Source organism: Bradyrhizobium erythrophlei (genome assembly GCF_900129425.1).
Lineage (GTDB): Bacteria > Pseudomonadota > Alphaproteobacteria > Rhizobiales > Xanthobacteraceae > Bradyrhizobium > Bradyrhizobium erythrophlei_C.
The window spans coordinates 3,214,807-3,239,259 of record NZ_LT670817.1; the positions used below are offsets into that span (position 1 = coordinate 3,214,807).

At 62.9% G+C, this 24,453-nt stretch carries 19 protein-coding genes and 1 pseudogene; 12 read left to right on the forward strand and 8 right to left on the reverse strand.

Going from position 1 to position 24,453, the window contains the following annotated elements; genetic code table 11:
- Positions 1 to 26: 26 nt before the first annotated feature.
- Positions 27 to 1,838: an ABC-F family ATP-binding cassette domain-containing protein gene (locus tag B5527_RS15185; RefSeq protein WP_079602166.1), complete on the reverse strand. Its 1,812-nt coding sequence runs from the start codon at positions 1,836 to 1,838 to the stop codon at positions 27 to 29.
- Positions 1,839 to 1,848: 10 nt separating this feature from the next.
- On the reverse strand, positions 1,849 to 2,346 hold the full coding sequence (locus B5527_RS15190) for a YaiI/YqxD family protein (protein WP_079602168.1): 498 nt from the start codon (positions 2,344 to 2,346) through the stop codon (positions 1,849 to 1,851).
- A 167-nt stretch (positions 2,347 to 2,513) separates the two neighbouring features.
- Here B5527_RS15190 and B5527_RS15195 point away from each other — a divergent pair, with 167 nt between their 5' ends.
- The 3 genes from B5527_RS15195 (at position 2,514) to B5527_RS15205 (ending at position 5,595) form a co-directional block, all read left to right on the forward strand.
- A complete protein-coding gene (locus B5527_RS15195; RefSeq protein ID WP_079602169.1) occupies positions 2,514 to 3,308 on the forward strand; it encodes a hypothetical protein in 795 nt (264 codons plus the stop codon).
- 477 nt (positions 3,309 to 3,785) lie between these two features.
- Positions 3,786 to 4,862 (forward strand): Ppx/GppA phosphatase family protein, encoded by a 1,077-nt coding sequence (locus tag B5527_RS15200; protein ID WP_079602171.1) that lies wholly within the window; start codon positions 3,786 to 3,788, stop codon positions 4,860 to 4,862.
- A 34-nt stretch (positions 4,863 to 4,896) separates the two neighbouring features.
- Positions 4,897 to 5,595, forward strand: coding sequence for an RlmE family RNA methyltransferase (locus B5527_RS15205; RefSeq protein WP_079602172.1), 699 nt, complete (start codon positions 4,897 to 4,899; stop codon positions 5,593 to 5,595).
- Between the two features lie 139 nt (positions 5,596 to 5,734).
- On the opposite strand, the gene B5527_RS15210 is transcribed toward B5527_RS15205, so the two are convergent.
- Entirely contained in the window at positions 5,735 to 7,207 is a 1,473-nt protein-coding gene (locus B5527_RS15210; protein ID WP_079602174.1) for a DHA2 family efflux MFS transporter permease subunit, read from the reverse strand.
- A 1,683-nt stretch (positions 7,208 to 8,890) separates the two neighbouring features.
- Between B5527_RS15210 and B5527_RS15220 the strand changes: the two genes are divergently transcribed.
- Positions 8,891 to 9,559, forward strand: a complete 669-nt coding sequence (locus tag B5527_RS15220; RefSeq protein WP_079602175.1) for a hypothetical protein — start codon at positions 8,891 to 8,893, stop codon at positions 9,557 to 9,559.
- A 136-nt stretch (positions 9,560 to 9,695) separates the two neighbouring features.
- Here the strand turns inward: B5527_RS15220 and B5527_RS15225 are convergent.
- Positions 9,696 to 9,912: pseudogene (locus tag B5527_RS15225) on the reverse strand (MFS transporter); the annotation flags it as partial.
- A 288-nt stretch (positions 9,913 to 10,200) separates the two neighbouring features.
- On the opposite strand from B5527_RS15225, the gene guaB reads away from it, so the two are divergent.
- From guaB to B5527_RS15250, 5 genes are all read left to right on the forward strand, one after another.
- Positions 10,201 to 11,697, forward strand: a complete 1,497-nt coding sequence (gene guaB, locus B5527_RS15230; RefSeq protein WP_079602177.1) for an IMP dehydrogenase — start codon at positions 10,201 to 10,203, stop codon at positions 11,695 to 11,697.
- A 169-nt stretch (positions 11,698 to 11,866) separates the two neighbouring features.
- Complete coding sequence (locus tag B5527_RS15235; RefSeq protein ID WP_079607287.1) at positions 11,867 to 12,490, forward strand: hypothetical protein; 624 nt, start codon at positions 11,867 to 11,869, stop codon at positions 12,488 to 12,490.
- 73 nt (positions 12,491 to 12,563) lie between these two features.
- Positions 12,564 to 13,589: an NADP-dependent oxidoreductase gene (locus tag B5527_RS15240; protein WP_079607288.1), complete on the forward strand. Its 1,026-nt coding sequence runs from the start codon at positions 12,564 to 12,566 to the stop codon at positions 13,587 to 13,589.
- Between the two features lie 145 nt (positions 13,590 to 13,734).
- On the forward strand, positions 13,735 to 14,052 hold the full coding sequence (locus B5527_RS15245; RefSeq protein WP_079602178.1) for a hypothetical protein: 318 nt from the start codon (positions 13,735 to 13,737) through the stop codon (positions 14,050 to 14,052).
- A 339-nt stretch (positions 14,053 to 14,391) separates the two neighbouring features.
- Positions 14,392 to 16,758, forward strand: a complete 2,367-nt coding sequence (locus B5527_RS15250; protein ID WP_079602180.1) for a hypothetical protein — start codon at positions 14,392 to 14,394, stop codon at positions 16,756 to 16,758.
- Here B5527_RS15250 and B5527_RS15255 read toward each other — a convergent pair.
- Positions 16,755 to 17,594, reverse strand: a complete 840-nt coding sequence (locus B5527_RS15255) for a metallophosphoesterase family protein (RefSeq protein WP_079602182.1) — start codon at positions 17,592 to 17,594, stop codon at positions 16,755 to 16,757. The genes B5527_RS15250 and B5527_RS15255 overlap by 4 nt on opposite strands.
- A 234-nt stretch (positions 17,595 to 17,828) precedes the next feature.
- The gene (locus B5527_RS15260) at positions 17,829 to 18,542 is read right to left on the reverse strand and encodes an acriflavin resistance protein (RefSeq protein ID WP_245332610.1); all 714 of its coding nucleotides are present in this window, start codon (positions 18,540 to 18,542) and stop codon (positions 17,829 to 17,831) included.
- Between the two features lie 173 nt (positions 18,543 to 18,715).
- Here B5527_RS15260 and B5527_RS15265 point away from each other — a divergent pair, with 173 nt between their 5' ends.
- The 3 genes from B5527_RS15265 (at position 18,716) to guaA (ending at position 22,376) form a co-directional block, all read left to right on the forward strand.
- On the forward strand, positions 18,716 to 19,138 hold the full coding sequence (locus B5527_RS15265) for an MAPEG family protein (protein WP_079602184.1): 423 nt from the start codon (positions 18,716 to 18,718) through the stop codon (positions 19,136 to 19,138).
- 33 nt (positions 19,139 to 19,171) lie between these two features.
- A complete protein-coding gene (locus tag B5527_RS15270) occupies positions 19,172 to 20,473 on the forward strand; it encodes an RsmB/NOP family class I SAM-dependent RNA methyltransferase (protein WP_079602186.1) in 1,302 nt (433 codons plus the stop codon).
- Between the two features lie 307 nt (positions 20,474 to 20,780).
- Positions 20,781 to 22,376, forward strand: a complete 1,596-nt coding sequence (guaA, locus tag B5527_RS15275) for a glutamine-hydrolyzing GMP synthase (protein WP_079607290.1) — start codon at positions 20,781 to 20,783, stop codon at positions 22,374 to 22,376.
- A gap of 263 nt (positions 22,377 to 22,639) precedes the next feature.
- Here guaA and B5527_RS15280 read toward each other — a convergent pair whose 3' ends face one another.
- Together B5527_RS15280 and B5527_RS15285 are read right to left on the reverse strand one after the other, a co-directional pair.
- On the reverse strand, positions 22,640 to 23,239 hold the full coding sequence (locus tag B5527_RS15280) for an NADPH-dependent F420 reductase (protein ID WP_079602188.1): 600 nt from the start codon (positions 23,237 to 23,239) through the stop codon (positions 22,640 to 22,642).
- A 218-nt stretch (positions 23,240 to 23,457) separates the two neighbouring features.
- Positions 23,458 to 24,192, reverse strand: coding sequence for an SDR family NAD(P)-dependent oxidoreductase (locus B5527_RS15285; protein ID WP_079602189.1), 735 nt, complete (start codon positions 24,190 to 24,192; stop codon positions 23,458 to 23,460).
- Positions 24,193 to 24,453 lie beyond the last annotated feature (261 nt).

Sequence of the window (24,453 nt, forward strand, 5' to 3'; positions counted from 1 at the left end):
AATGACAGCAGAAATTGTTCGATGGGTCAGGCCTGTTCGATCTCTTCGCGCAGTACTTCAAGTTCCAGCCACTTGTCCTCGGCCTCCTGCAGCTCCTTTTGCGCCTTGGTGAGTGCATCGGAGGCAGTATCAAATTTCTTGCGATTCTTCTGGTAGAGGTTGGGATCGTCAAGATGGCGCTGCTGTTTGGCGATTTCGGCCTGTAGCTTGGCGATGGTCTTCGGCAGCGTTTCCAGCGCGTGCTTTTCGTTGAAATTGAGCCGCCGCTTCGACGTGGCCGAAGCCGCGCCGGTTTTCGTTCCCTTGTCATTCTCGACCGCGGCAGCCTTCACGGCCTCGCGCTTCAGATCGGCGCCCCGCTGCGTCAGCATGTCGGTATAGCCGCCGGCATATTCGGTCCAGCGGCCGTCGCCTTCCGGCGCGATCACCGAGGTCACAACCCGATCCAGAAAGTCGCGGTCATGGCTGATCAGGATCACGGTGCCGTCGTAGTCGCCGAGCATTTCCTCCAGCACGTCGAGGGTTTCCAGATCGAGATCGTTTGTCGGCTCGTCCAGTACCAAGAGGTTGGAGGGTTTTGCCAGCGCGCGCGCCAGCATCAGCCGGCCGCGCTCGCCGCCCGAGAGCACTTCGAGAGGCGTGCGCATCTGCTCCTGGGCGAACAAAAAGTCCTTCATATAGCTGACGACGTGCTTCGGCTTGCCGCCGACCATCACGTTGTCGCTGCCGCCACCGGTCAGCGCGTCGGCCAGCGTCGATTTCGGGTCGAGGCTTTCGCGATGCTGGTCCAGCGTCGCCATCTCGATGTTGGCGCCGAAGCGGATGGTGCCGGTATCCGGCGGATTGGCGCCGGTCAGCATGTCGATCAATGTGGTCTTGCCGGCGCCGTTCGGCCCGACGATGCCGATGCGGTCGCCGCGCTGCACCCGGATCGAGAAGCCGTCGACGATCTTGCGATCGCCGTAGGTCCTGCCGATGTTCTTGGCCTCGATCACCAGCTTGCCGGATTTATCCGCTTCCGCGGCGGCGAGATTGGCGTTGCCCGCGGCGCCGCGATAGTCGCGCCGCTGCTCGCGCAACGCGTAGAGATTGCCGAGCCGCTTGACGTTGCGCTTGCGGCGGCCGGAAACGCCGTAACGCAGCCAGTGCTCCTCGTTGACGATTTTGCGATCGAGCTTGTGCTGGTCGCGCTCTTCCTCCGCCAGCACCTCGTCGCGCCAGGCCTCGAACGCGCTGAAGCCGCGGTCGATCTGCCGGATCTGGCCGCGATCGAGCCAGGCGGTCGAGCGCGACAGGTTCGACAGGAAACGGCGGTCGTGGCTGATGATAACAAGCGCGCTGCGGCGGCTGCCGAGTTCGCTTTCCAGCCATTCGATGGTGGTGAGATCGAGATGGTTGGTGGGCTCGTCGAGCAGCAGGATATCGGGCGACGGCGCCAGCACGCGCGCCAGCGCGGTACGGCGGGCTTCGCCGCCGGACAGATGCGCGGGGTCCTCGTCGCCATGAAGCCCGAGCTGCTCCAGGATGTAGCGGGCCTGATAATGGTCGTCGCCGGGGCCGAGGCCTGCTTCGACATAGGCCAGCGTGGTTGCGAAGCCCGAGAAATCCGGCTCCTGCTGCAGATAGCGTATGGTCGCACCCGGCTGCACGAAGCGGCTGCCGCTGTCGGGTTCGACCAGCCCTGCCGCGATCTTCAGCAGCGTCGACTTGCCGGAGCCGTTGCGGCCGATCAGGCAGACACGCTCGGCCGACGATACTGACAATTCGACGCCCGACAACAGCGGCGTGCCGCCGAAGGTCAGCTTGATGTCTTTCAACTGGATTAGCGGAGGCGCCATGGTTTTTGGTTCAATTCTGGTTTTGCGCGGATTGCTCGGCGCGCTGGCGCTGGATGCGGCGGATGGTCTGGTCGAGCGCGGACAGGAACGCGGAGCGGTCGCGCGGCGCGAACGATTTGGGACCGCCGGTCACTTCGCCCGACGAGCGTAGATCGGTCATCAGGTTGCGAACCGCAAGGGTCATGCCGATCGATTGTTCGGTAAACGGCTTGCCGTTCGGCCCGATCACCTCGGCGCCGGCCTTGACGCAGCGGCTTGCCAGCGGGATGTCGGAGGTGACGACGATATCGCCTTTTCCCGCGCGTTCCGCGATCCAGTCGTCGGCGGCGTCCATCCCGGAACCGGCGGCGACGCGCTCGATCGAGGGATCCTGCGGCACCCGAATGAAATTGCCCGCGACCACGCTGACCGGCAGCCCATGGCGGGCGGCGACGCGGTAGATCTCGTCCTTGACCGGGCAGGCGTCGGCGTCGACATAGATGCGGGTGGAATTCAAGATGGGCGTCATCGGTTGGGATTTAGTGAGGGAACGCAAGCCGTGCGCTCTCGAAGGCGCGTGGTAGCCCATCGGGCTGGGAATTGCGAGGAAAACACGGATCGGAACACGCTTGCCACGGCGTTTTCCGGGCGTACGATTGCGGGCAGAAAACATTACCGAAGTCAGGGAAGACGGGCATGAACATCGAGCCATACCGGGTCTCGGCCTACAACACCGCGAAACAATCCGAAAACAAGATGCATGACGACACCGTGGCGCGCCGGTTCGGTTTCAGCGGCGGGCTGGTCCCCGGCGTCGACGTGATGGCCTATATGATCCACCAACCGGTCGCGAGATGGGGCCGCGCGTTTCTCGAGCGCGGCTCGATCGAGGCCCGCTTCGTCAAGCCGGTCTATGACGGCGAGATCGCCGACGTCATAGGCGCAGAGCTCGATGGTCTGTTGGCGATTGAAGTCGAAAGCCGCGGCGAGGTCTGTGCCAGCGGGATGGCGTTGCTGCCCGATTCCGCGCCGCCGTTTTCGCTTGCGGATTTCCGCGAAACCGCTGTCGTGAGCGAGCGCGGACCGGTGAATGCGGCGTCCTATGAACTCGGCAAGTGGCTCGGCACCGTGCCGCGCACATGGGCTGGCGATGCGGCACGCGAGTATCTGGCCGATATACGCGAGACCGATACGATCTATGCGAACGAAGGGCTCGGCCATCCCGGCCTGCTGCAGCGGGTCATGAACAAGGTGCTGGTCGACAACGCCATTCTCGGTCCGTGGATTCATGTCGGCAGCCGGATGCAGCTTTTATCCGCCGCGGCAAGCGGCGATGAACTGACAGCGCGCGCGAGAGTGACCGGAAATTACGAAAAGAAGGGCCACCGCTTCGTCGAGCTCGACGCGCTGGTCGTCGCCAACGGCCGCACGCCACTGGCACATTGCCAGCACATCGCGATTTACCAACCGCGCGAGCAGGCGGCGGCGTAGCGTTCTGAGCAACCAAAGAGACATAGGTTCTTAACCTCGCCCCGCTTGCGGGGAGAGGTCGAAGCCCGGAGCGAAGCGAGGGCTTCGGGTGAGGGGGACTCTCCGCGGATTAGGTCGTGAGTTCTCGCACGCCGAGACTCCCCCTCACCCGGCGCTGCGCGCCGACCTCTCCCCGCAAGCGGGGCGAGGTTAAGGACGGATGACCGGCTGCCCGACACCGAGCCTTCGCAGTGCAATAGCGGTTTTCCAGCGAAGACGAAGACGTCTGATCTTGGCTTGAAAGATCCCTAAAATGCCTGATTTTGCGCAATTTTCGCGGCTTCCCTGAGATAACGCACCGATGTTCAGAGGACACCGCCTCGCCTGATTAGGCATGGTCCCCTGTGAACGGCTGTTGCGCCGCGCTTGCGCGCTGCTAAAGTTTCCGTGAACGGAAATTCCTCGTCGGCCTCGTCGGCCGCGGAAAGACATTGCGGGATGAACGATGACACGCGGCTTCGCGAGGGCCCCGGGCCGCGCGGAGACGACGGCCAGGGGCCGCATAGCGGCGGCGCGCCCGGAGCGGTCCATTCACCGGCCGTGGCCACCGGCGTCTACGCGGCGCTGGACCTTGGGACCAACAATTGCCGGCTGCTGATCGCCTGTCCGTCCGCCGACGGGTTCCGCGTGGTCGATTCGTTTTCGCGGATCATCCGGCTGGGGGAAGGAATCTCGGCGACCGGCTGCATCAGCGATGCCGCGATCGAACGCGCCGTCGCCGCATTGAGCATTTGCCGCGACAAAATCCACTCGAAGAAGGCCAAGCGGTTGCGGCTGATCGCGACCGAAGCCTGCCGTGCGGCCTCGAATGCCGACGGCTTCCGCGAACGGATCGCCGCCGAGACCGGCATCCGGCTCGAGGTGATCGACCGCGAGACCGAAGCGACGCTCGCCGTGATCGGCTGCTCGCCGCTGCTCGACCAAAAAGGGCGGGGCGCCATTTTGTTCGACATCGGCGGCGGGTCGACCGAACTGGTTCGGATCGAGCGCGATCCGGACCAGCCAGACGCGGTGCCGCGCATCAAGGCCTGGATGTCGATCCCGCTCGGCGTGGTCACGCTGGCTGAGCATTTCGGCGGCCGCGACGTCACGGCGCAATCCTATGCGCGGATGGTGCAGGAGGTCGCTCAGCACGTCACCCCGTTCGCGGCCGAACACGGTGGCGACCTCGCGGATATGCACCTGCTCGGGACCTCCGGCACGGTGACGACGCTGGCCGGGGTGCATCTCAACCTGACGCGCTACGATCGCCGCCGCATCGACGGCGTCTGGATGAGCGATGCCGATATCACCGCCACCATCGCGCGTCTGCTCGGCATGAGCTATCAGGAACGCGCCGACAACAATTGCATCAGCGTCGAGCGCGCCGATCTGGTGCTGGCGGGCTGCGCCATCCTCGATGCGATCCGCCATGCGTTTCCGCTGCCGCGGCTGCGGGTCGCCGATCGCGGCCTGCGCGAGGGAATGCTGGTCGAGATGATGCGCGAGGACGGCGTTCTAAGCGGATGCCGATAGGCGCAGCGGTCCGCGATGTGCTAGAGCCTGCACCATGGCGAAAGATACCACCGGGCGGCTGCGGGTCACCGTCAAGAGCGGCGGCCGGCTCAAGCTGTCCTCAAAACTCTGGCTGGAACGGCAGCTCAACGATCCCTATGTGGCACAGGCCAAGCGGGATGGGTTGCGCTCGCGCGCGGCCTATAAGCTGATCGAAATCGATGACAAATATCATTTTCTCAAATCCGGCATCACCGTGGTCGATCTCGGTGCCGCGCCCGGCGGCTGGAGCCAGATCGCGGCCAAACGTGTCGGCGCCGCCGATGGCAGGGGCAAGGTGGTCGCGATCGATCTTCTGGAGATGCCGGAGATCGCGGGCGTGGCCTTTGCGCAGCTCGATTTTCTCTCCGACGGCGCGCCGGAAAAACTACTGGCCATGATGGACGGCCGTGCCGATGTGGTGCTGTCCGACATGGCCGCCAACACCACCGGCCATCGCAAGACCGATCAGCTCAGGATCCTGGGCCTCGTGGAAGGCGCTGCCGCGTTCGCCGCCGACGTGCTCAAGCCGGGCGGAACATTCGTCGCCAAGGTGTTCCAGAGCGGCGCCGACGCCACGCTGATGACGCAGCTCAAGCACGACTTCGCCACCGTCAAGCACGTCAAGCCGGCATCGAGCCGGAAGGATTCTTCGGAGCGCTACGTGCTGGCGATGGGATTTCGGGGCGTTCCGAACAACCGACCCGACGCGTAGCGCCGCTCTCAGATCGTCATGTCTCACCTCGTCATGGCCGGGCTCGTCCCGGCCATCCACGTTTTTTGGCGCACCAGCAAGAAAGACGTGGATGCCCGGCACAAGGCCGGGCATGACGAAGTTGTGGTGATCGCGGCGGTTAGCCCAGCCGCTGATCCCTCGCGTTGGCGGTCTCGGTGGCGGCGGTCTCCTCAGGCTCGGCGTCGCGCTCGGGACTGGACACGGTGATAACGCCGCGTCCCGATACCTGATGGCCGGCGTCGGCGGGCATCTCGTAGAAGAAGTATGTCGAGATGGTCGAGATGATCGACACGACGATGAAGGCAGGCGCGAAATCGGCCGCGGTCAGTTCGCTGACATGATGCACCCACATGGTCGATTCCACCGAGAACGCGCCGACGGCGACGCCGGCGGAAACCGCCAGTTGCTGGTTGACGCTGACCAGCGTGGTGGCGCGGCTCATCCGGTCCGGCTCGACTTCCGCATAGGCCAGCGTGTTGATGGCGGTGAACTGCAGCGAACGGAAGAAGCCGCCGACCACGAGCAGGATCATGATCAGAAGCAGGGGCGTCGAGATCGTGAACAGCGCGCAGGCCGCGAGGAAGATCGAACTCACCACCGCGTTGATGGTCATGATGTTGCGGAAGCCGAAGGTGCGGATGATCCGCGCCGCCAGCGTCTTCATGCCCATGGCGCCGACCGCCGATGCAAATGTCACCAGCCCCGAGCGCAGCGGCGACAGGCCGAATCCGACCTGCATCAGCAGCGGCAGCAGAAACGGCAACGAGCCGATGCCGAGGCGAAACAGGAAGCCGCCGATAATGCTGGCGCGCATCGTCGGCAACTTCAGCAGCGAGAAATCCAGCACCGGCGAAGCGGTTTTCGTGGCGTGGATCACATAGAGCGTCATCGAGATGGTGCCGACCGCGACCAGTGCGATGACAGCGGTCCACGGCAACAGATTGAGGCCCGCGATCGAAAGGCCGAACGCGATGCCGCCAAGCCCGATTCCTGCCAGCACCAGGCCGTACAGATCGAAACGCTCGGGATCCTCGCTGCGGATCGGATCGATGTAGCGCAGCGCCATGAAGATACCGAGCAGTCCGATCGGAATGTTGATCAGGAAGATCCAGTGCCAGGTCAGGTAGGTCGTGATGAATCCGCCGAGCGGCGGTCCGATCACCGGGCCGACCAGCGCCGGCACCGTGACCCAGGCCATCGCATTGACCAGTGCGCTTTTGTCGATCGAGCGCAGCAGCACCAGGCGTCCGACCGGCGTCATCATCGCACCGCCGGCGCCCTGCAGAATGCGCGCGATCACAAAATCGGTAACGGAGGAGGACAGCGCGCAGCCGATCGAACCCACCATGAAGACGGCCACCGCGATCGAGAACACCGCGCGCGCGCCAAACCGGTCGGCGGTCCAGCCGCTTGCCGGAATGAACACCGCGAGCGACAGCAGGTAGGAGGTGATGGCGAGCTTCAGCGTCAGCGGGCTGGTGCCGATATCCACCGCGATCGCCGGAAGCGAGGTCGCGATCACGGTCGAATCCATGTTCTCCATGAACAGGGCGGTGGCCACGATGAGTGGGATCAGGCGTTCTTTGTTCATCGATTCCGGGGGGAGGGAACGGGGTGGAGCCGGGGCTGTATCATCCCCTTGCCGCACACGCTATTGCAGAACCGGGGAAACCACTTAAAAAACACTAATCTAGCAATATCAATGGTTTCCCGGACCCGTTTCCCAAATTCGTTGCAGTGTTCACCGGCGTTCAACCGATTTGGCAGAGTTCCGGACTGGAAAAGGAGTGAGCCGGAGGGCATAAGGGCCGGATGCGAATGAGACCCGCCATCCTGCTATCCGCTGCCCTTCTGGCGGCTGCAATTTTATTGACGTTCCGGGACGAGCTTCACGCGCGGGACCCGCACCGCCTGAACCGAGTGGCCGAGCCAGCGACGGAATGTGGCTTTTGGGGCTCCATGGAAGAGGGGATGTCTTGCCGATGACGGACAAATTTCCCAAACGTCCAAGGCACGCAACCGTCTGAACAACGCCGCCGAGCCGTTATTTTCATGGGCGGCGTCGTGCTGATGGGACGGAACGGTCGGCGGTTCGATCTCGTCATCGCGATATCGTCATCGATTGTGGCAGGATCGCTGGCTTGAACCGTGCCGCCATAGGCGCATATTTGCTGGATGTCCGAGCAGCGACCAACTTTCGGTGCGCGAAAAAATCCCGGATCTGGCTGGGGGGTAGATATTCTGTGGCCCGATGGCGAAACGGAAGTGATCAAGGGTTTTATGACGGAACAGGACGCGGTTAAGTGGATTTCAGAGCACTCCAAGGCGTGGCAGGGAAATACGAATAACAACCCACCCCAAACGCCCTCGGGACCCCAATCAGTTCGGCGGGTCTAGCCCCGCGCGTGGCGAACTACTTGAGCCGCCCGCCTTCGGTGCCTCGGACGTATGCATCCCTCAAATCCGGACCATCAGGTCTCAGGGACGATCCCAAAGGTTCAGGAAAACCTTGCGGACCGCGACTGCTCCTCCTCCGGATACACCCAACCGTAAGGCGTGATCTCCCGCTCCTGCGTCAGATCATATGGACGGGCAGGGCATAGCGGGCCTTCCTGCATGACCGGAATTTCAGTGCGGGAATGTGAACCTGCTCACATCTGTTCGCCGCGACTTAAGCTAATTGTCCGAGAAGGTGGGTATGCACTGATCAAACAACGGAGTTCGATCATGTGGACACGTGATGAATACGTCTACTACGGTTTCCTTCTCGCAGTCACCGTTGCCGGCCTTGGGATGCTCACACTCACTTTCGGCTAACGCGCGCCACAACTGGTCGCGTTCCGTTCCTCGTCAGGGTGCACCCACGGATAAAGTGTGATCTGCTGCGTCTCGGTTAGCTTGGCCATGTGCACGGGCGGCGCGCGTGGCGCGGGCCCGCCATAGCCTTCCATCTGGACAGACCTGCTTCGGCCTCGGCGCGGTCGGCCTCACGTATGGCCTTCCGCGCGGCTTCCCGCGCGCCTTGGGCGGGTATGCTGGCCCCGGTGATCCGGCCGCCGTGGATGGTTTCGCGAGATTTCGTGCTGTTCATGGCCCAAGATTACGGCGCGTTCCTCGGGGCCTTGCAAATACTATCAGAATTTGAGGGTGCCCATTTCGTGTCGGCCCCAATGAGTGCCGCCGATCCCGCCATTAGGGATAAACCGCCAAAAACTATTTTGCCGTTCAGTCACTTTAGGTAGAACGGGGCGTTGCCTTGGGGGATTGCAGAAAAATGAAATTAGCTAAATGGGCAATCGCTCTTTGCTTGTTGCCCACCGCCGCGATTGCTGCCTTGTCCAGCGTCGAACGGAAATCGCAATTTGAAAAGGCCATGGCGTCGATCATTGCAGCGTCCACGCCGACAGTGCTTGGCTGGGTTCGAGAAACGCTGATCAAGGATTACATAGCCTGCAATCCCAACAAGGGACAGGCGGTGGAGCTTCTAGGCGCGTCTTATTTTCGCTCCTGCGGTCATGAAGACGCTTCGTTTACGGGCGACCGCACCTTGGAAGCGTGTCAGCTACGGTATGGCAAGCCCTGCGCTCTGCTGGCGGTGAATGAAGAGATCGTTGCCGAGGGCGAACTGATGTCGAAAGACATGGCGCGACTACATTACTCAGGCAAATACGACGTTTCGCAAATTCCAATCATCAGGCAGATAACAAGGCAGCGGCCCGACGTGCAGAATTATCAAAAGGCCATGGAACCGAAGGCAATGGCCATACATCCATGGGGCAAGCTTTTCATTTCAGCCGGTGACCCGACTCCAAATGATGCGCAAGCATCCGCACTGGGGAAATGCAACAGCGATCCAGACCGAAAAGGAAAGGATGGGGGCTGCTTCTTGTACGCAATCAACAACGACGTTGTGATTTCCGAACGCAGAGTGTCAGCGAGATGACCTCGTTGGTTTTCCGAAGGCCATCCCGGTAATTTTAACCACCGACGGGGAGCGCGACCTCTGGAGGCACCCCCCATGGGATGAGGCGGGGTTTTTTTTAAATATCCGATACGCTTGCCGATCCTACCTCCGACATGCTCGCCGGAATGAACGCCCTGAGCGACAGCAGGCAGGAGGTGATGGCAAGCTTCAGCGTCAGCGGGCTGGTGCCGATATCCACCGCGATCGCCGGAAGCGAGGGCGCGATCACGGTCGACCCCATGTTCTCCATGAACAGCGGTGGCCACGATGAGCGGGATCACGCGTTCTTTCGATTCCGGAAAGAAAGAACGGGGCGGGAGCCCGGGCTGCATGATCCCTTTGCCGCCCAAGCTATTGCAGAACCGGGGAAACCACCTAAATCCTGCATGACAACAATCCGGTGTGAGATACCGACGCCAGCATAGGCGTCCGCCGGGTTATCCGCGCTGAAGTTGGATTTGCGGCGCTGGCCCCTTTGAATCGTCTTGGGGCCATGCTATCGACCACCGCCAACCCTACCCGATGGGCTTCGATTCGACGGTGACGCCATCTGTGTCGCCGCAGGATCTGTTCATCCCGAGGTCGTATCGCGGCGAACGAGCCGCCGAATGGAGTTGGTAATGGCACTGGTGCAGGGACTTCAGGGGATCCGCGAAGCCTATACGTTCGACGACGTGCTTCTGAAACCCGGCCTGTCGGATATCCTGCCCTCGGAGGCCGATATCCGCTCCCACGTCACCCGCGCCATTCCGCTCAATATCCCGATCATCGCCTCTGCGATGGACACCGTCACCGAAGCGCGCATGGCGATCGCGATGGCGCAGGCCGGCGGCGTCGGCGTCATCCACCGCAATTTTGACGTCGACGGCCAGGCTGCCCAGGTGCGGCAGGTCAAGAAGTTCGAATCCGGCATGGTGGTCAATCCGCTGACCATCGGTCCCGATGCGATGCTGTCGGATGCTTTGGCACTGATGAACGATCATGGTTTCTCCGGCATTCCGGTGGTCACGGGTGCCACCAAGGGTGTGCCGGGCAGGCTGGTCGGCATTCTCACCAACCGCGATGTGCGTTTTGCCACCGATCCGCGGCAGAAGATCTCCGAGCTGATGACGCACGAAAACCTTGTCACGGTGCGCGAAGGCGTCAGCCAGGACGAGGCGAAGCGGATGCTGCACCAGCACCGCATCGAGAAATTGCTTGTGGTCGATGACCAATACCGCTGCGTCGGATTGATCACGGTCAAGGACATGGAAAAAGCGGTCGCCCATCCCCTGGCGTGCAAGGACGCGCAAGGCCGCTTGCGCGTCGCAGCCGCGACCACCGTCGGCGAGGGCGGTTACGAGCGCACCGAGCGGCTGATCGATTCCGGCGTCGACCTCATCGTGGTGGACACCGCGCACGGCCATTCCTCTCGGGTGCTGGAAGCGGTCAACCGCATCAAGCGGCTCTCCAATGCCGTGCAGGTCATCGCCGGCAATATCGCGACGCAGGAAGGTGCGCAGGCGCTGATCGATGCCGGCGCCGATGCGATCAAGGTCGGGATCGGTCCCGGCTCGATCTGCACCACCCGGATCGTCGCCGGAGTCGGCGTGCCGCAGCTGACCGCGATCATGGACGCGGTCGAGGCTGCGAAGAAAGCCAACATCCCCGTGATTGCCGATGGCGGTATCAAATATTCCGGCGATCTTGCCAAGGCGCTGGCCGCCGGCGCCGACATCGCCATGGTCGGCTCCTTGCTGGCCGGCACTGACGAAACTCCCGGCGAAGTGTTCCTGTGGCAGGGCCGCTCCTACAAGGCCTATCGCGGCATGGGCTCGGTAGGGGCAATGGCGCGCGGTTCCGCCGACCGCTACTTCCAGCAGGACATCAAGGACACGCTGAAGCTGGTGCCGGAGGGGATCGAGGGTCAGGTTCCCTACAAGGGCCCGGTCGGCAACGTCATGCATCAGCTCGCGGGCGGCTTGCGCGCGGCGATGGGATATGTCGGTGCACGAAACCTCGCCGAGTTCCACGAGAAGGCGCAATTCGTGCGCATTACTGGCGCGGGCCTGCGCGAAAGCCATGTCCACGACGTGACCATCACGCGCGAGAGCCCGAACTACCCCGGCGGGGTCTAGTCTAGTTCCCCAGGGCCCATCCCCAGGTCCAAATTGACCGCCACAAGGCCGCCGAAACGCGGTATTATCGCCTCAGGGATTGCCGCACCGCACCTGAATGCGCGTTTGCGATTGTGCCGCGGCTCCAAGCGTTTCATTTCAACACAGTTCAGAAAAGAAGTTGGTCATCATGGTTGATTGGTCGGACGACAGGATTGCCGCGCTCTCGGATCAGGATCTGAAGAATCTGCTTGTCAATGCGGAGCGGAAATCCGTCGCCGACGTCATCGCGCAATGCAAGGCCGAGATGGAAAAGCGCGATGCCGCGAAGCCCCGCAAGGCGTCCAAACCGCGCACCGAGCTGAAGGAATTCGAGCACGAAGTGTCAGGGCAGCTCGCCGCGGTCGGCAAGGAGATGGCCGAGAAATACGATCTGTCCGAGGAGACCGCGAAGGCAAACTCGGCCGGCGTGAAGGGATTTCGATCGCACAGGCTTCTGGATGCCAAGGGTTACGCCAAGCTCGGCGGACACCAGCGCGACGGCACGGTGGCGGTCGACCGCTATATCTCCTACCGGCGCGGCAACGGCATCGTGACCCTGGGGGTCTGGTTGTTGAAGGACGCGCCGATCGAGGACCATGAATTTCATGTCAGCGCGCCCGCCGAGATGATCGAGGGCGGCAAGTCGTTTTCCGAAGTCCGGCCGGGCGTCTCGGAAAAGGATGCGCAGGAGACGCGGCAGATGCGCGCCTTCAAGGATCTGCCGAGCGCCGCCGCCGCCTTCGACGCGGCACTGGCGAAGATTACGGCTTAATCTAAAAACCGTCATTGCGACCCGTTGGCTCCTCGCAATGACGAAAAGCAAAAAAATCGGAGGAAAAACAACCATGTCGCAATCTGCAAAGCGCGTCGTTCTGGTCTCCCGCCCGGTAGGCGAGCCCAAGGCATCGGATTTTCGCCTTGAGGATCACCCGATACCGGTGCCGGGCGAGGGTCAGGTCCTGCTGCGCACCATCTGGCTGTCGCTCGATCCCTATATGCGCGGACGCATGAGCGACGGCCCGTCCTATGCGACGCCGGTGCCGATCGGCGGCGTCATGGAGGGCGGCACCGTGAGCGAGGTGATCGCGTCGCACAATCCTTCTTTTGCCAAAGGCGACATCGTGCTGTCGCGCGCCGGCTGGCAGACCCATGCGCTGTCGGATGGCAAGGGACTGGCCAGGATCGATCCGAAGCTCGGGCCGGTCTCGACGGCAGTGGGCGTGCTCGGCATGCCCGGCATGACGGCGTACACCGGGCTGCTCGATATCGGGAAGCCGCAGCCGGGTGAGACCGTGGTGGTTGCGGCGGCATCCGGCGCGGTCGGCTCGGCGGTCGGACAGATCGCGAAAATCAAGGGCGCGCGCGCCGTCGGCATCGCCGGCGGAAAAGACAAATGCGACTACGTGAAAAAAGAACTCGGTTTCGACGACTGCCTCGACCACCGCGATCCCGATCTGGCGGCCAAACTGAAGGCGGCCTGCCCGAAAGGCATCGACGTCTATTTCGAGAATGTCGGCGGCGCGGTATTCGAGGCGGTATTCCCGCAGCTCAACGCGTTCGCGCGCGTGCCGGTCTGCGGCCTTATCGCGCAATACAACGACACCGAAGCATCGGTGCCGAAATGGGCCTCCTCGATGATGCGCGCGGTATTGACCAAACGCCTGACCATCCGCGGCTTCATCGTCAGCGATTTCGCCGCGCGTCATGCCGACTTCCTGCGCGACATGTCGCAATGGGTGCGCGAGGGCAAGGTCAAGCATCGCGAATTCGTCACCGAGGGACTGGACAGCGCGCCCGGCGCCTTCATGGGATTGTTGAAGGGCGCCAATTTCGGCAAGCAGCTGGTGCGGGTCGGGCCGGACAAGGCCTGAACCGCCGCGGTCCTCGAAGACCGGTTCACGTACTCACCGGACTTGCGATCGCAACCGCAGTTCACAGCTCACGCTTCCTTGAACGGGAATCGGGAACGTCCTTTTGCGGGTGTCGTTGGCTTCCATATTCAGATGGAGAACGCCGATGACCAAATCGAAGATCGTATGCGCCGGACTGATCGCCGCGGCGATGCTGGCCGGCCCGGCGATGGCTCAGGAAGCCACTCAGGAACCAGCCGCGATGGGCCAGCAATATCCGAATTCCAACTACCTGACCGGCGGCTACGGCGTCAGGGCCACGCCCCGGCCGGGCTACTATTTCCGTCGTGATTACTACGGGCCCGGGCCGGCCGGCCTCGCGCCGGTGATCGTCGGCAGGCCCATCGGGCCGGCCGCGGTCGTAGTGGTGCCTGTGGATGCCTATGCTTATTATGGCGGCCCGGCCTATTACCCCGACTATTGATTGGACGGCACTTTATTCTGCGAAAGCACAATAGCGGGCGTTCAGCCGCCTCAGAGTCACGCTCTCGCCGGACCGCCGGCGCGAGCTTCCGGGTGGAGCGATCGGGGTTTCATGGCTAAGCCCATACAACCTGCCTGCCGGCGTTAATCTGTCATCAACGTCAAACCGCGGCAGCCGCATCGTCGCGCGATGCGGTAACAGCCTCTTAAGCAAACCTGCCTAGGTTGCTTTCGACGCACGCTCGACCCTCCGTGGAATTCCGGTCACGAGCAATTCGTGGGCTTCACGATGGGCTGATGCGGGAGCGCGCCACACGAAACGCTCCCGGCACGGTCCAAGATGAATTCCGCTCACAATCCCAATCGCAGCCTCGTTCGCATCTTCTGCATATCGCTGAGCGGCCTGCTGCTGGTCTATGCGGCGATCGGGGTTTACGGCCTGTTCCAGCCCGAAAGCACCACGACGCCGGAACCGGCGATCGGCCTACTGCGGATCGTGCTGGGGCTGGTCGCGGTGGGCGTCCTGTTCCGCTGGGGCTGGTTCGACGAGCCGCTGGAAAGCCAGGTCCGGCTGATGGGCGCCAGCTTCGAAGCCGATTATGCGACGTTGAGCACCACGACGAAGATCCGAATGATCGTGCTGGTGACGATGCTCAGCCTGCTGCTGGAACTGGTGCTGATCCGCTGGCTCGCTTCGGTATTTCCGGTCTATTCCTTCTACAAGAATTTCACCATGCTGGCCTGCTTCCTCGGCCTCGGCGCGGGTTACGCCGTCTCCGAGCGGCAGCCCTGTGCGCCGGCGCTGGTGTTGCCGATGCTGGCGCTGTTCGTGGGCGTCATCACGCTGTTGCGCTACGATACCGGCTCGGCCTATCTGATCTTCTCGATCGGCTGGCTGAGCACGTTCGACGTGCCGGTCTACTTCCTGCTCGGGGCGAGCTTCATCATCTGCGCATGCATTTGCTATCCGGTCGGGCAGTTGTGCGGCAAGTTGCTGCACAGCTCGAATTCGCTCAACGCCTACAGCCTCAATCTGGGCGGCAGCATTCTCGGGGTCATCGCGTTGTTCGTGATGAGCCTGTACTGGACGCCGCCGGTGATCTGGTTCGCGGTGATGGGCGGCATCATGCTGCTGTTCGTGCTCTCGCGCGACGAATTCCTTTCGGTGGGGATCGGCAGCTTTTGCGTGCTGCTGGCCATCCTGGCCTGGCCCGTGCAACCCGAGACGCAGCGGATCTATTCGCCGTACCAGTTGCTGGAACGAACCGCCAAGGCCGACGGGCTGATGCAGATCCTGTCGGGCGGCAGCTACTATCAGAAGGTCTATAATTTCGCGGACAACAAGCGCGCGCAGGAGTCCGATGCCGACCGCTATGTTCGCGCCTATTACGAGTTTCCCTATAACTTCAAGAAGGCGCCGGAGCGCGTAGCCATCGTCGGCTCCGGCAGCGGCAATGATGTGGCGACCGCTTTGCGGATGGGCGCGGCCCATGTCGACGCCATTGAAATCGATCCGGCGATCGCGTTTCTCGGCGAAAAGTATCATCCCGAGCATCCCTACGACGACCCTCGCGTCAACCTGTCGATCAACGATGCGCGGAACTTCTTCCGCACGGCGAACCAGCAATATGACCTGATCGTCTATGGCGTGCTGGATTCGCACACCGCGTTGAGCCATGCATCCAACCTGCGCGTGGATTCCTATGTCTATACGCGCGAAGGAATCGCCGAAGCCTTCAAGCTGCTCAAGCCGAACGGTGTGCTCTCGATCTCGTTCACGCTGGTCAACGAAGCGCTGGGGTTCAAGCTGTCGAAGATCCTGAGCGAATTGCCTGGCGCCGGCAAGCCGCTCGCCGTGCGGGTAGGTTATGATTACGTGAAGACCACCGCCTTCGTGGTCCGAAAGGGCGCCCCCGTCACCATGCCGGACGCGACCACCTTCGCCTCGTTCGGCTTCACCGATGTCTCGAACTATTTCTCGCAGCCCTATCCGGAATCGTCGGTTCCGACCGACGACTGGCCGTTCTTCTACATGGTCGAGCGCAGCTTTCCCGTTACCTATATGATCGCGCTCGGAATGGTGCTGCTGCTCAGCTATTACTTCGTGCGCAAGACCATCGGCTTTTCCGATCCGATCGACCGCAGCTACGTGCCCTTCTTCTTTCTCGGCTCGGGCTTCATGCTGGTGGAGACCAAGGCCATCACCGAACTCGGGTTGCATCTTGGAGGAACCTGGTTCGTCATCGCGGCCGCCATCATGCTGGTGCTGGTGATGGCGTTCCTGGCCAACCTGATCGTGACGCGGACCACGCGCCGGCTGGCGGGGCCGGCCTATCTGGGATTGTTCGTCAGCCTGCTGGTCGGATACGGGCTGGCGACCAGTCACGGCCAATGGATGGCCGGGCCACCGCTGGTGCAACTGGCGGTGAGCTGCTTCGTGCTGACCATTCCGCTGTTCTTTGCCGGGATCATCTTCTCCAGCCTGATCGGCGAGGCCAGGATCAACATCTCCACGGCGTTCGCCTACAATCTGATGGGCGCCCTGTTCGGCGGCGTGATGGAATACAATTCGATGTATTTCGGATTTGCCTTCCTCTATCTGCTGGCCCTCGGATTTTATGGCCTCGCCTGGGCGTTCTCGTGGAAATCCACGTCGCTGCAGTCGCTGCGGGCGATGACCACCGCCGACTCCGCGGCCGGGCCCTAGTCCTTCGAGGCCGTGCCGAACAGCGAATCCAGATCGACATCGATCTGGCCCGGCGCCCGGACGTGACGAACCTCGAAGCTGTCGGGCTGGAAGCGGTATTCCACCAGTCCGGCTTCCTTGATGCCGATCACTTCCTGCTTCGCATCGGAAATGACGAAGCCGGCGGACGGCGCCCAGATGTGCCTGAGGCGGCCATAAGTAAAATCCCGGCGCTGGTGGACGTGGCCGCTGGCGACCAGCCGCAGATCGACCGCGCCCAGCATTTCTATCAGGCGGCTCCGCGCCGGCATCGGAACGTAGCGGATCGCGGAAGCCGCCAGTTCCGGATCGTCGGGGCAATTCAGATAGAGCGGCTTGTGCAGGAACAGCGCGACCGGCTTGCCATTGACGTTGCCGAGTTGCGACGCCAGCCAGTCGAATTGCTCGGCTTCGCTCGCAAGCCCGGTGTTCATGACCAGCGAATTCAGGCCGATGAAACACCAACCGGCGGCGTCAAAACGCCAGCGGTCCGGCCCGAAGATCGCGCGGTACGCCTGCTGGCTCGGTTCCGTCACCGGTTGAGGCGGCGGCGGACCGACCTGGGTCGGGTTGTCGCCGATGTCATGATTGCCGGGCAGAAAACGGCAGGCCACGGGAAGCGCGTCGTGCAGGGTTTTGGCATAGTCGAGATCGTCGCGATTGGTCGGGCCGTCGAAGGCGAGGTCGCCGCTGTTGACGACGAGATCGGGCCGCGTGGCGTCGATATGGTCGCGCACCCGATCGAAGTTGTGCGTCAGCTTCGACAGACGGCGGGCAAGATGGGTGTCGGAAATCTGGCTCAGGCGAAATTCGGGCATGCGACGGTCCTCCCGGCCCGATCATATATTCGGCCGGCATCAGAATGGTGACGATCGCAAAACGTCAGCAGGCACAACTGTCATCGCCCGCGAAAGCGGGCGATCCAGTGTCCCAGAGCCGTTGCGATTGATCGATAGGGCGCGGCGTACTGGATACCCCGCTGGAGCCTGTCATCGGGCTCGCCAAGGGCGAGACCCGGTGGCGGGGTATGACCGCACCTGTTTGTTGCCGGCTCAGAGCACGCGATAGCGGATCGCGAAGGCGTCATGGGGCCCGGTGCGGATCGCTTCGCCTGTTTTCGGCGAGGAGATCCGATCGGCCAGATGCCACGGTCCGAACTGATCGGAGCGACTTGGGTCTGCCGCCAGCCGCAGCTTGAACTCGATCTGGGCCTGACCCGGCAGATCCAAGATCATGACGCGGTCGCGGGTGCGGAAATCGAGTGGCACCGAACCCCTGAGCACGCTGAGGCCGTCGTCGGCCGACGGTAGCGCGCCTTGCACCTGGGCGAGCGTCTGGTTCTGGTCGGTATGCAGTTCGACCTGGCTGTCGGCCATGGCGGACGCCGCGGTTTTCGGCAGGCGGATTTCGAACTCGACCGCGGGTTTTGAGGGATTCATGCCGAGATAGGCCAGCGTGGCATGCCGCATGTCGTAGGCCACGAAGGCGAGCAGCCCGAACACTGCGGCGGCGGCAAGGCCGTGCCTGACGATATCCCGGACGCTCCGGTACCCGCTCCGGAAATAGACAGTCAGCGAAATTGCGACGGCGAGGGCGGCGGCGAGGCCGGCGACGGCTGATGTCAGCAGGCCGAGCCAGCCGTCCGGGCTGTCGTCGGCGAACAGGCCGGTGCTGTCGGCGACCGTTTTGAGCAATGAGGCCACGGAATCGCCGGGAAGTGCTGCGGCATGGGCCACACCCATCAGCATCGGGGACATCAGGTTCATGGCAGCATCTCGCGGAGCGCTAAAACGGGTTTGAGACGGAAATCGCTGGAACTACTGCAAGGTAGTCACTGGAGTCCGGATTGTGGTTCAACGCCGCCGGCCGGGATTCATTGTCAGGCCGAACCGTGCTCGCTATAGCGGGGGGCTCACACTCAGGCCCGGGGGAAATACCAATGTCAGTTCAAATGGTTTTGCTGCCTGTCTTCGTGCTGATCGGTCTCACCTTCGGGCTGCTGTTGTGGATGGCCGGCGCGCGCCGGGGGGCACTGGTCGGCGGCGAGACCAAGATCAGGGATATCGCGCTGGGACAGCCGAACTGGCCGGTCCGCGCCACCCAGATCGGCAATTGCTTCAAAAACCAGTTCGAACTGCCGCTGCTGTTTTACATCCTGATCGCGCTGGCGCTTCCGCTGCGCCATGCCGATCTGTTCATCGTGCTGATGTCGTGGGTGTTCGTGGTCACGCGATTCGTGCATGCCGGGATTTTTGTCACCTCCAACGATCTCGGACGACGCTCGCTGGCATGGTTCGCCGGCGTGCTGGTGCTGCTTGCGATGTGGCTCTACTTCGCGCTCAAGATCCTGCTGCTGATCTGAGCGCGCCATCCGTTCTCGAACTGAAAGTTTTGAATGACTCCCGCAGCCCGGCTGTCCGCGGCCATCGAACTGATCGAAACCATCGACGCGCAACGCATCCCGGCAGCGAAGGCGCTGAAGGAGTGGGGCACCGCGCACCGCTATGCCGGTTCGGGCGACCGCGCCGCGATCTCCGGCCTGATCTGGGACGTGCTGCGCCGCCGCGCCTCGAGCGCCTGGATCATGGACGCCGACACGCCGCGGGTGCGGGCGCTGGGCATGCTGAAGCTCGAGCGGGGGATGGATGTCGACGCCATCGCCGCGCTGTGTGACGGCGGCCGCTTTGCGCCGGAGCCGCTGACGGACGGCGAGCGCGCCGCGCTAACGTCGCGATCCCTGAAGGATGCGCCCGCGCATGTCGCCGGCGATTACCCGGAATGGCTCGACGGCTACCTTGCGCAGGTGTTCGGCGACGACCGCGTCGCGGAAGCCACCGCGATGGCGAGCCGGGCGCCGCTCGACCTGCGCGTCAACACGCTGAAAGCCAAACGCGAGAAGGTTTTGGGATCGACCGCGCATCTTGGGACGACGCCGACGCCGTGGGCGCCGGTCGGCCTGCGCATCGAACTCGGCGCCGACGCCCGCAGTCCCGGCATTCTTGCCGAGGAGGATTTCATCAAGGGCGCCATTGAAGTGCAGGATGAAGGTTCGCAGCTGGCGGCCTTGTTATCGGCGGCAAAACCCGGCGAGCAGGTGATCGATCTCTGCGCCGGCGCCGGCGGCAAGACCCTCGCGCTCGCCGCCATGATGGCCGGCAAGGGCCGGCTGATCGCGACCGACCACGACAAGCGGCAGCTGGCGCCGATCTATGAGCGGCTGTCGCGAGCCGGCGTCCACAATTGCGACGTGCGCACGCCGAAGGGCCCGAACGATACCTTAAGCGACATCCACGCCTCCGCCGACCTCGTCCTGATCGATGCGCCCTGCACGGGAACCGGCACCTGGCGGCGTAATCCCGATGCCAAGTGGCGGATGCGCCCGGGCGCGCTCGAGGTGCGGCTGAAGGACCAGGTCACGGTGCTGGACCGCGCCGCCGCCCTGACAAAGCCGGGCGGGCGGATCGCCTATATCACCTGCTCGGTGCTGCCGCCGGAAAACGGCGAGCAGATCCGCAGCTTCGTCGCCCGCCATCCGGAATTTTCAGTGGTGCCGCCGTCGCAGACCGTGACGGTGCTGTGGGACAAGGCGGAAGATTTCGCCGCCGCCACGCTGCAATCCCCGGAAGGGCTGTTGATGACCCCGCGCCGCACCGGGACGGACGGGTTTTTTGTGTCGGTGCTGCGTCGGACGGGCTGAAGCCCCAAACTCGTCATGCCCGGGCGCCTGTCCTCGACTTGATCGGGATGTCCCGGCCATCCACGTCTTGCTTTCGTCGCCCATTTTAAGACGTGGATGGCCGGGACAGGCCCGGCCATGACGGCTCTGGAAGGGTTTCGACCCCATCCCCGGCAGCGAAAGTCGTCTTTGCGAGGAGCGTTTGCGACGAAGCAATCCATTTCTCGGCGCAAAAAAAGCGTGGATTGCTTCGCTACGCTCGCAATGACGGCTGATGGGCCGGGTTCTTGGGGTTGCGAGGCCGCTGCCCGTCGTTTACTTCCTACCCATGACAGCCCAACAGCCAGCCCGCGAGCCGACGCCCTCCGTGGCCTCGGCGCATGACAAGATTCTGATCGTCGATTTCGGCAGCCAGGTGACGCAACTGATCGCGCGAAGGGTGCGGGAGGAGGGCGTCTATTCCGAAATCGTGCCGTTCCAGAAGGCGGAAGCGGCGTTTCTTCAGATGAAGCCGAAGGCGGTGATCCTCTCCGGCGGCCCGGAATCGGTGCACGAGGAGGGCTCGCCGCGCGCGCCGCAGGCGATCTTCGATTCCGGCGTGCCCGTGCTCGGCATCTGCTACGGCCAGATGACCATGGCGGCGCAACTCGGCGGCGAGGTCGAGGGCGGCCACCACAGGGAATTCGGCCGCGCCGATGTCGAAGTGAAAGCGGCGAGCCATCTGTTCGACGCTACCTGGGGCATGGGCGAGCGCCATCCGGTCTGGATGAGCCACGGCGACCGCATCACCAAAATGCCGCCCGGCTTTGTCGTCGCAGGCGTGTCGCCGAACGCGCCGTTCGCAGTGATCCAGGACGAAACGCGCAAATATTACGGGCTGATGTTCCACCCCGAAGTGGTGCACACGCCCGACGGCGCCAAACTGATCCGCAATTTCGTCCGCAAGGTCGCCGGCCTCACCGGCGACTGGACCATGCGCGCCTTCCGCGAGGAGGCGATCGAGAAAATCCGCGCCCAGGTGGGCAAGGGCAGGGTGATCTGCGGCCTGTCCGGCGGCGTCGATTCCGCCGTCGCCGCGGTGCTGATCCACGAGGCGATCGGCGACCAGCTCACTTGCGTGTTCGTCGATCACGGCATGCTGCGGCTCGACGAGGCCAAGACGGTGGTCGACCTGTTCCGCCACCACTACAACATCCCGCTGGTTCACGTTGATGCGTCAAAACTTTTCCTTGGCGAGCTTGCCGGGGTCACCGACCCCGAACAGAAGCGCAAGACCATCGGCCGCCTGTTCATCGACGTGTTCGATGTAGAAGCGAAGAAGATCGGCGGCGCCGATTTTCTGGCGCAGGGCACGCTCTATCCCGACGTGATCGAAAGCGTGTCGTTCACCGGCGGCCCGTCGGTCACGATCAAGTCGCACCACAATGTCGGCGGCCTGCCGGCGCGCATGAACATGAAGCTGGTCGAACCCTTGCGCGAACTGTTCAAGGACGAGGTCCGCGTGTTGGGGCGCGAACTCGGCCTGCCCGAAATCTTTGTCGGCCGCCATCCGTTCCCCGGCCCGGGCCTCGCGATCCGCTGCCCCGGCGAGATCACGGGCGAAAAACTCGACATCCTGCGCAATGCCGACGCCGTCTATATCGACCAGATCCGGAAAGCCGGCCTGTACGACAAGATCTGGCAGGCCTTTGCGGTGCTGCTCCCGGTCAAAACCGTCGGCGTGATGGGCGACGGACGGACCTACGAATATGTCGTCGGCCTGCGCGCGGTGACCTCGACCGACGGCATGACCGCGGATTTTTATGCCTTCGACATGAAATTCCTGGGCGAGACCGCGACGCGGATCATCAACGAGGTCAAGGGCGTCAACCGGGTGGTGTACGACGTGACGTCAAAACCGCCGGGGACGATCGAGTGGGAGTGAAGGGGAGTACCGTGGAGTAGTATCGGATAGCAGAGGACACTCGAGCGAATCCCAGGCCATCGATAGCAGTCGATAGATTCTAAGCGACCCGCAGAACTGCCGCTCTGTCGGGCGTCTCCCCGCTCTTCGAACGGCGCCCATACGCCGTCAGGCCCACCCCAACCTTCGCGACTTTGTGGCCTTCAAATATTCGGTCGCGCGCTGCTCGAAGAAGTTAGCGCGCTCGACCAGTTCTCGGCGTCGATCACACGATCGTAGATCGATTACTGCTCCTTCTTGAACAAATCCTGGAAGATGAGCTGGCCCCAAGTGCGGCCGCGTGCGTGCACCAGCGCGCCACCCTCGTTGAGTTTTCCCAGCTTGACGGGTGCGAACCCGAGTTGTTTGGCCAAATCCGCCACGGGAGCGGTTGCGTCCTCGTCGTCGCTCGACAGAAAGACGACCCGATGGCCCCCCTCGACGATCGGATCGGCAGCCAGGGTGGCCGCAACCAGGTGATTGAAACCTTTCACGAACTTGGCGCCGGTGAACGCCTTCGCGACGAAGGCGGAGGACGGGAGACCGTCCAGCTCCTCAAGGGGAACCAACGCGTTCATCGCGTCGATGACCGTCTTGCCTTTCCAGCTCGGCAGGGCCTTCGCAACCTCGCGATGTTCCCCGAACGGGACCGCCAAGATGATTGTGTCGGCCTCGAGCGCATCCCGCAGCGACTTGGCGACGACCGTGGGTCCAATCGCCCGAGCCTGCGGCGCCAACGCCTCGGGCGGGCGGCGGCTCGCGACGGCCACCTTGATGTTCTTACGGGCGAAGGCGTGGGCGAGGGCCTGGCCTATCTTACCGAATCCTACAATCGCATAGCTCATAATACTTCTCCGATCCGTGTTGACATTGAGATTCCCCGGCCTTCAACGGCGCTGGGTTATTCGTTTCGCTGCATGGCGACCTTCGCGAGATCTTCGGACCGCCACCCCAAGCGATGCGCGTCATCGGTTCGAATTCCTGAATTGACGCGTAGACGTCCTGCCGTGAACGACTTCCTCGCGGCCGGACGGTCAGCCACTTCCGGCGATCCGGCGCGAATTCAGATGGCCGAGAAGCCGCCGTCGACAGATAACTCCACCCCATTCACGAAGCTCGAATCGTCTGAAGCAAGAAACAGCGCGACCGCCGCAATTTCCTCAGGACGCCCCATCTTTCCCCGCGGGATCAGAGATTCGAACATCCGCTTCGCCTCCTCGGTGAGAACTTGGTCCTGCATCGGTGTGGCGATCGGCCCCGGGCTCAGCACGTTCACCCGGATATTCCTGTCCTTCAGTTCGTTGAGCCAAGTGCGTGCGAATGAGCGCAACGCCGCCTTGCTCGCCGAATACACGCCGTAACCAGGAAAACCTTTCGCCGAAGCAACTGACCCGGTCATGAAGATCGATCCGCCATCGTTGAACAGCGGCAACGCCTTCTGAACCGTAAACAGCGTGCCGCGCGTATTCAGGCCGAAGGTCGCATCGAAATGCTGCTCGGTAATCTCGCCCAGTGGGACGGCTTCGCCCGTGCCGGCGCTCGCGTACAGGACGTCGATCCTACCCTTTACCCGCTTGACCGTATCGAACAGGCGGTCGAGGTCGTCGAGATTGGCCGCGTCGCCGCGCACGCCGGTCACGTTCCGGCCGATCAGCTTGACGGCCTCATCGAGCGCCTCCTGCCTCCGGCCCGTGATGAAAACGTAGGCGCCTTCTTCAACGAACCGCTTGGCGCTCGCCAGCGCCATGCCGCTCGATCCACCCGTGATGACTGCAACCTTACCCTCAAGCTTTCCCATGACTTTTCCTTCAGACTCCGTCTTTGGTCGTTCGGGGAGGCTCCCCGAGAACCTCGACATAGGTCTGCCGGCGTCAGGCGTTGAGTGCAGAAGCGCGCACATCGGTGGTGCGAAATCGATCCGGCTGGACGACTGACGCCAGCCGCGACGATCGGTGTCCGCCGTTCAGAATTGGGCCGTGCTGGTCGGCATAGGCTATGACCACCGCCCGTGCTACCCCACATTCGAGAGGATGTTCGATGGTGTTGGACACGGGCTTTG

Excerpts from the sequence above, each read along its gene's own strand:
- B5527_RS15255 (WP_079602182.1), bottom strand. The coding sequence starts at position 17,594 with ATGCCCGAATTTCGCCTGAGCCAGATTTCCGACACCCATCTTGCCCGC.
- B5527_RS15245 (WP_079602178.1), top strand. The coding sequence starts at position 13,735 with ATGACCAAATCGAAGATCGTATGCGCCGGACTGATCGCCGCGGCGATG.
- B5527_RS15285 (WP_079602189.1), bottom strand. The coding sequence starts at position 24,192 with ATGGGAAAGCTTGAGGGTAAGGTTGCAGTCATCACGGGTGGATCGAGC.
- B5527_RS15195 (WP_079602169.1), top strand. The coding sequence starts at position 2,514 with ATGAACATCGAGCCATACCGGGTCTCGGCCTACAACACCGCGAAACAA.
- B5527_RS15270 (WP_079602186.1), top strand. The coding sequence starts at position 19,172 with ATGACTCCCGCAGCCCGGCTGTCCGCGGCCATCGAACTGATCGAAACC.
- B5527_RS15205 (WP_079602172.1), top strand. The coding sequence starts at position 4,897 with ATGGCGAAAGATACCACCGGGCGGCTGCGGGTCACCGTCAAGAGCGGC.
- B5527_RS15220 (WP_079602175.1), top strand. The coding sequence starts at position 8,891 with ATGAAATTAGCTAAATGGGCAATCGCTCTTTGCTTGTTGCCCACCGCC.
- B5527_RS15265 (WP_079602184.1), top strand. The coding sequence starts at position 18,716 with ATGTCAGTTCAAATGGTTTTGCTGCCTGTCTTCGTGCTGATCGGTCTC.
- B5527_RS15235 (WP_079607287.1), top strand. The coding sequence starts at position 11,867 with ATGGTTGATTGGTCGGACGACAGGATTGCCGCGCTCTCGGATCAGGAT.
- guaB (WP_079602177.1), top strand. The coding sequence starts at position 10,201 with ATGGCACTGGTGCAGGGACTTCAGGGGATCCGCGAAGCCTATACGTTC.
- B5527_RS15260 (WP_245332610.1), bottom strand. The coding sequence starts at position 18,542 with ATGAACCTGATGTCCCCGATGCTGATGGGTGTGGCCCATGCCGCAGCA.
- B5527_RS15280 (WP_079602188.1), bottom strand. The coding sequence starts at position 23,239 with ATGAGCTATGCGATTGTAGGATTCGGTAAGATAGGCCAGGCCCTCGCC.
- B5527_RS15210 (WP_079602174.1), bottom strand. The coding sequence starts at position 7,207 with ATGAACAAAGAACGCCTGATCCCACTCATCGTGGCCACCGCCCTGTTC.
- B5527_RS15190 (WP_079602168.1), bottom strand. The coding sequence starts at position 2,346 with ATGACGCCCATCTTGAATTCCACCCGCATCTATGTCGACGCCGACGCC.
- B5527_RS15200 (WP_079602171.1), top strand. The coding sequence starts at position 3,786 with ATGAACGATGACACGCGGCTTCGCGAGGGCCCCGGGCCGCGCGGAGAC.
- B5527_RS15250 (WP_079602180.1), top strand. The coding sequence starts at position 14,392 with ATGAATTCCGCTCACAATCCCAATCGCAGCCTCGTTCGCATCTTCTGC.
- guaA (WP_079607290.1), top strand. The coding sequence starts at position 20,781 with ATGACAGCCCAACAGCCAGCCCGCGAGCCGACGCCCTCCGTGGCCTCG.
- B5527_RS15240 (WP_079607288.1), top strand. The coding sequence starts at position 12,564 with ATGTCGCAATCTGCAAAGCGCGTCGTTCTGGTCTCCCGCCCGGTAGGC.
- B5527_RS15185 (WP_079602166.1), bottom strand. The coding sequence starts at position 1,838 with ATGGCGCCTCCGCTAATCCAGTTGAAAGACATCAAGCTGACCTTCGGC.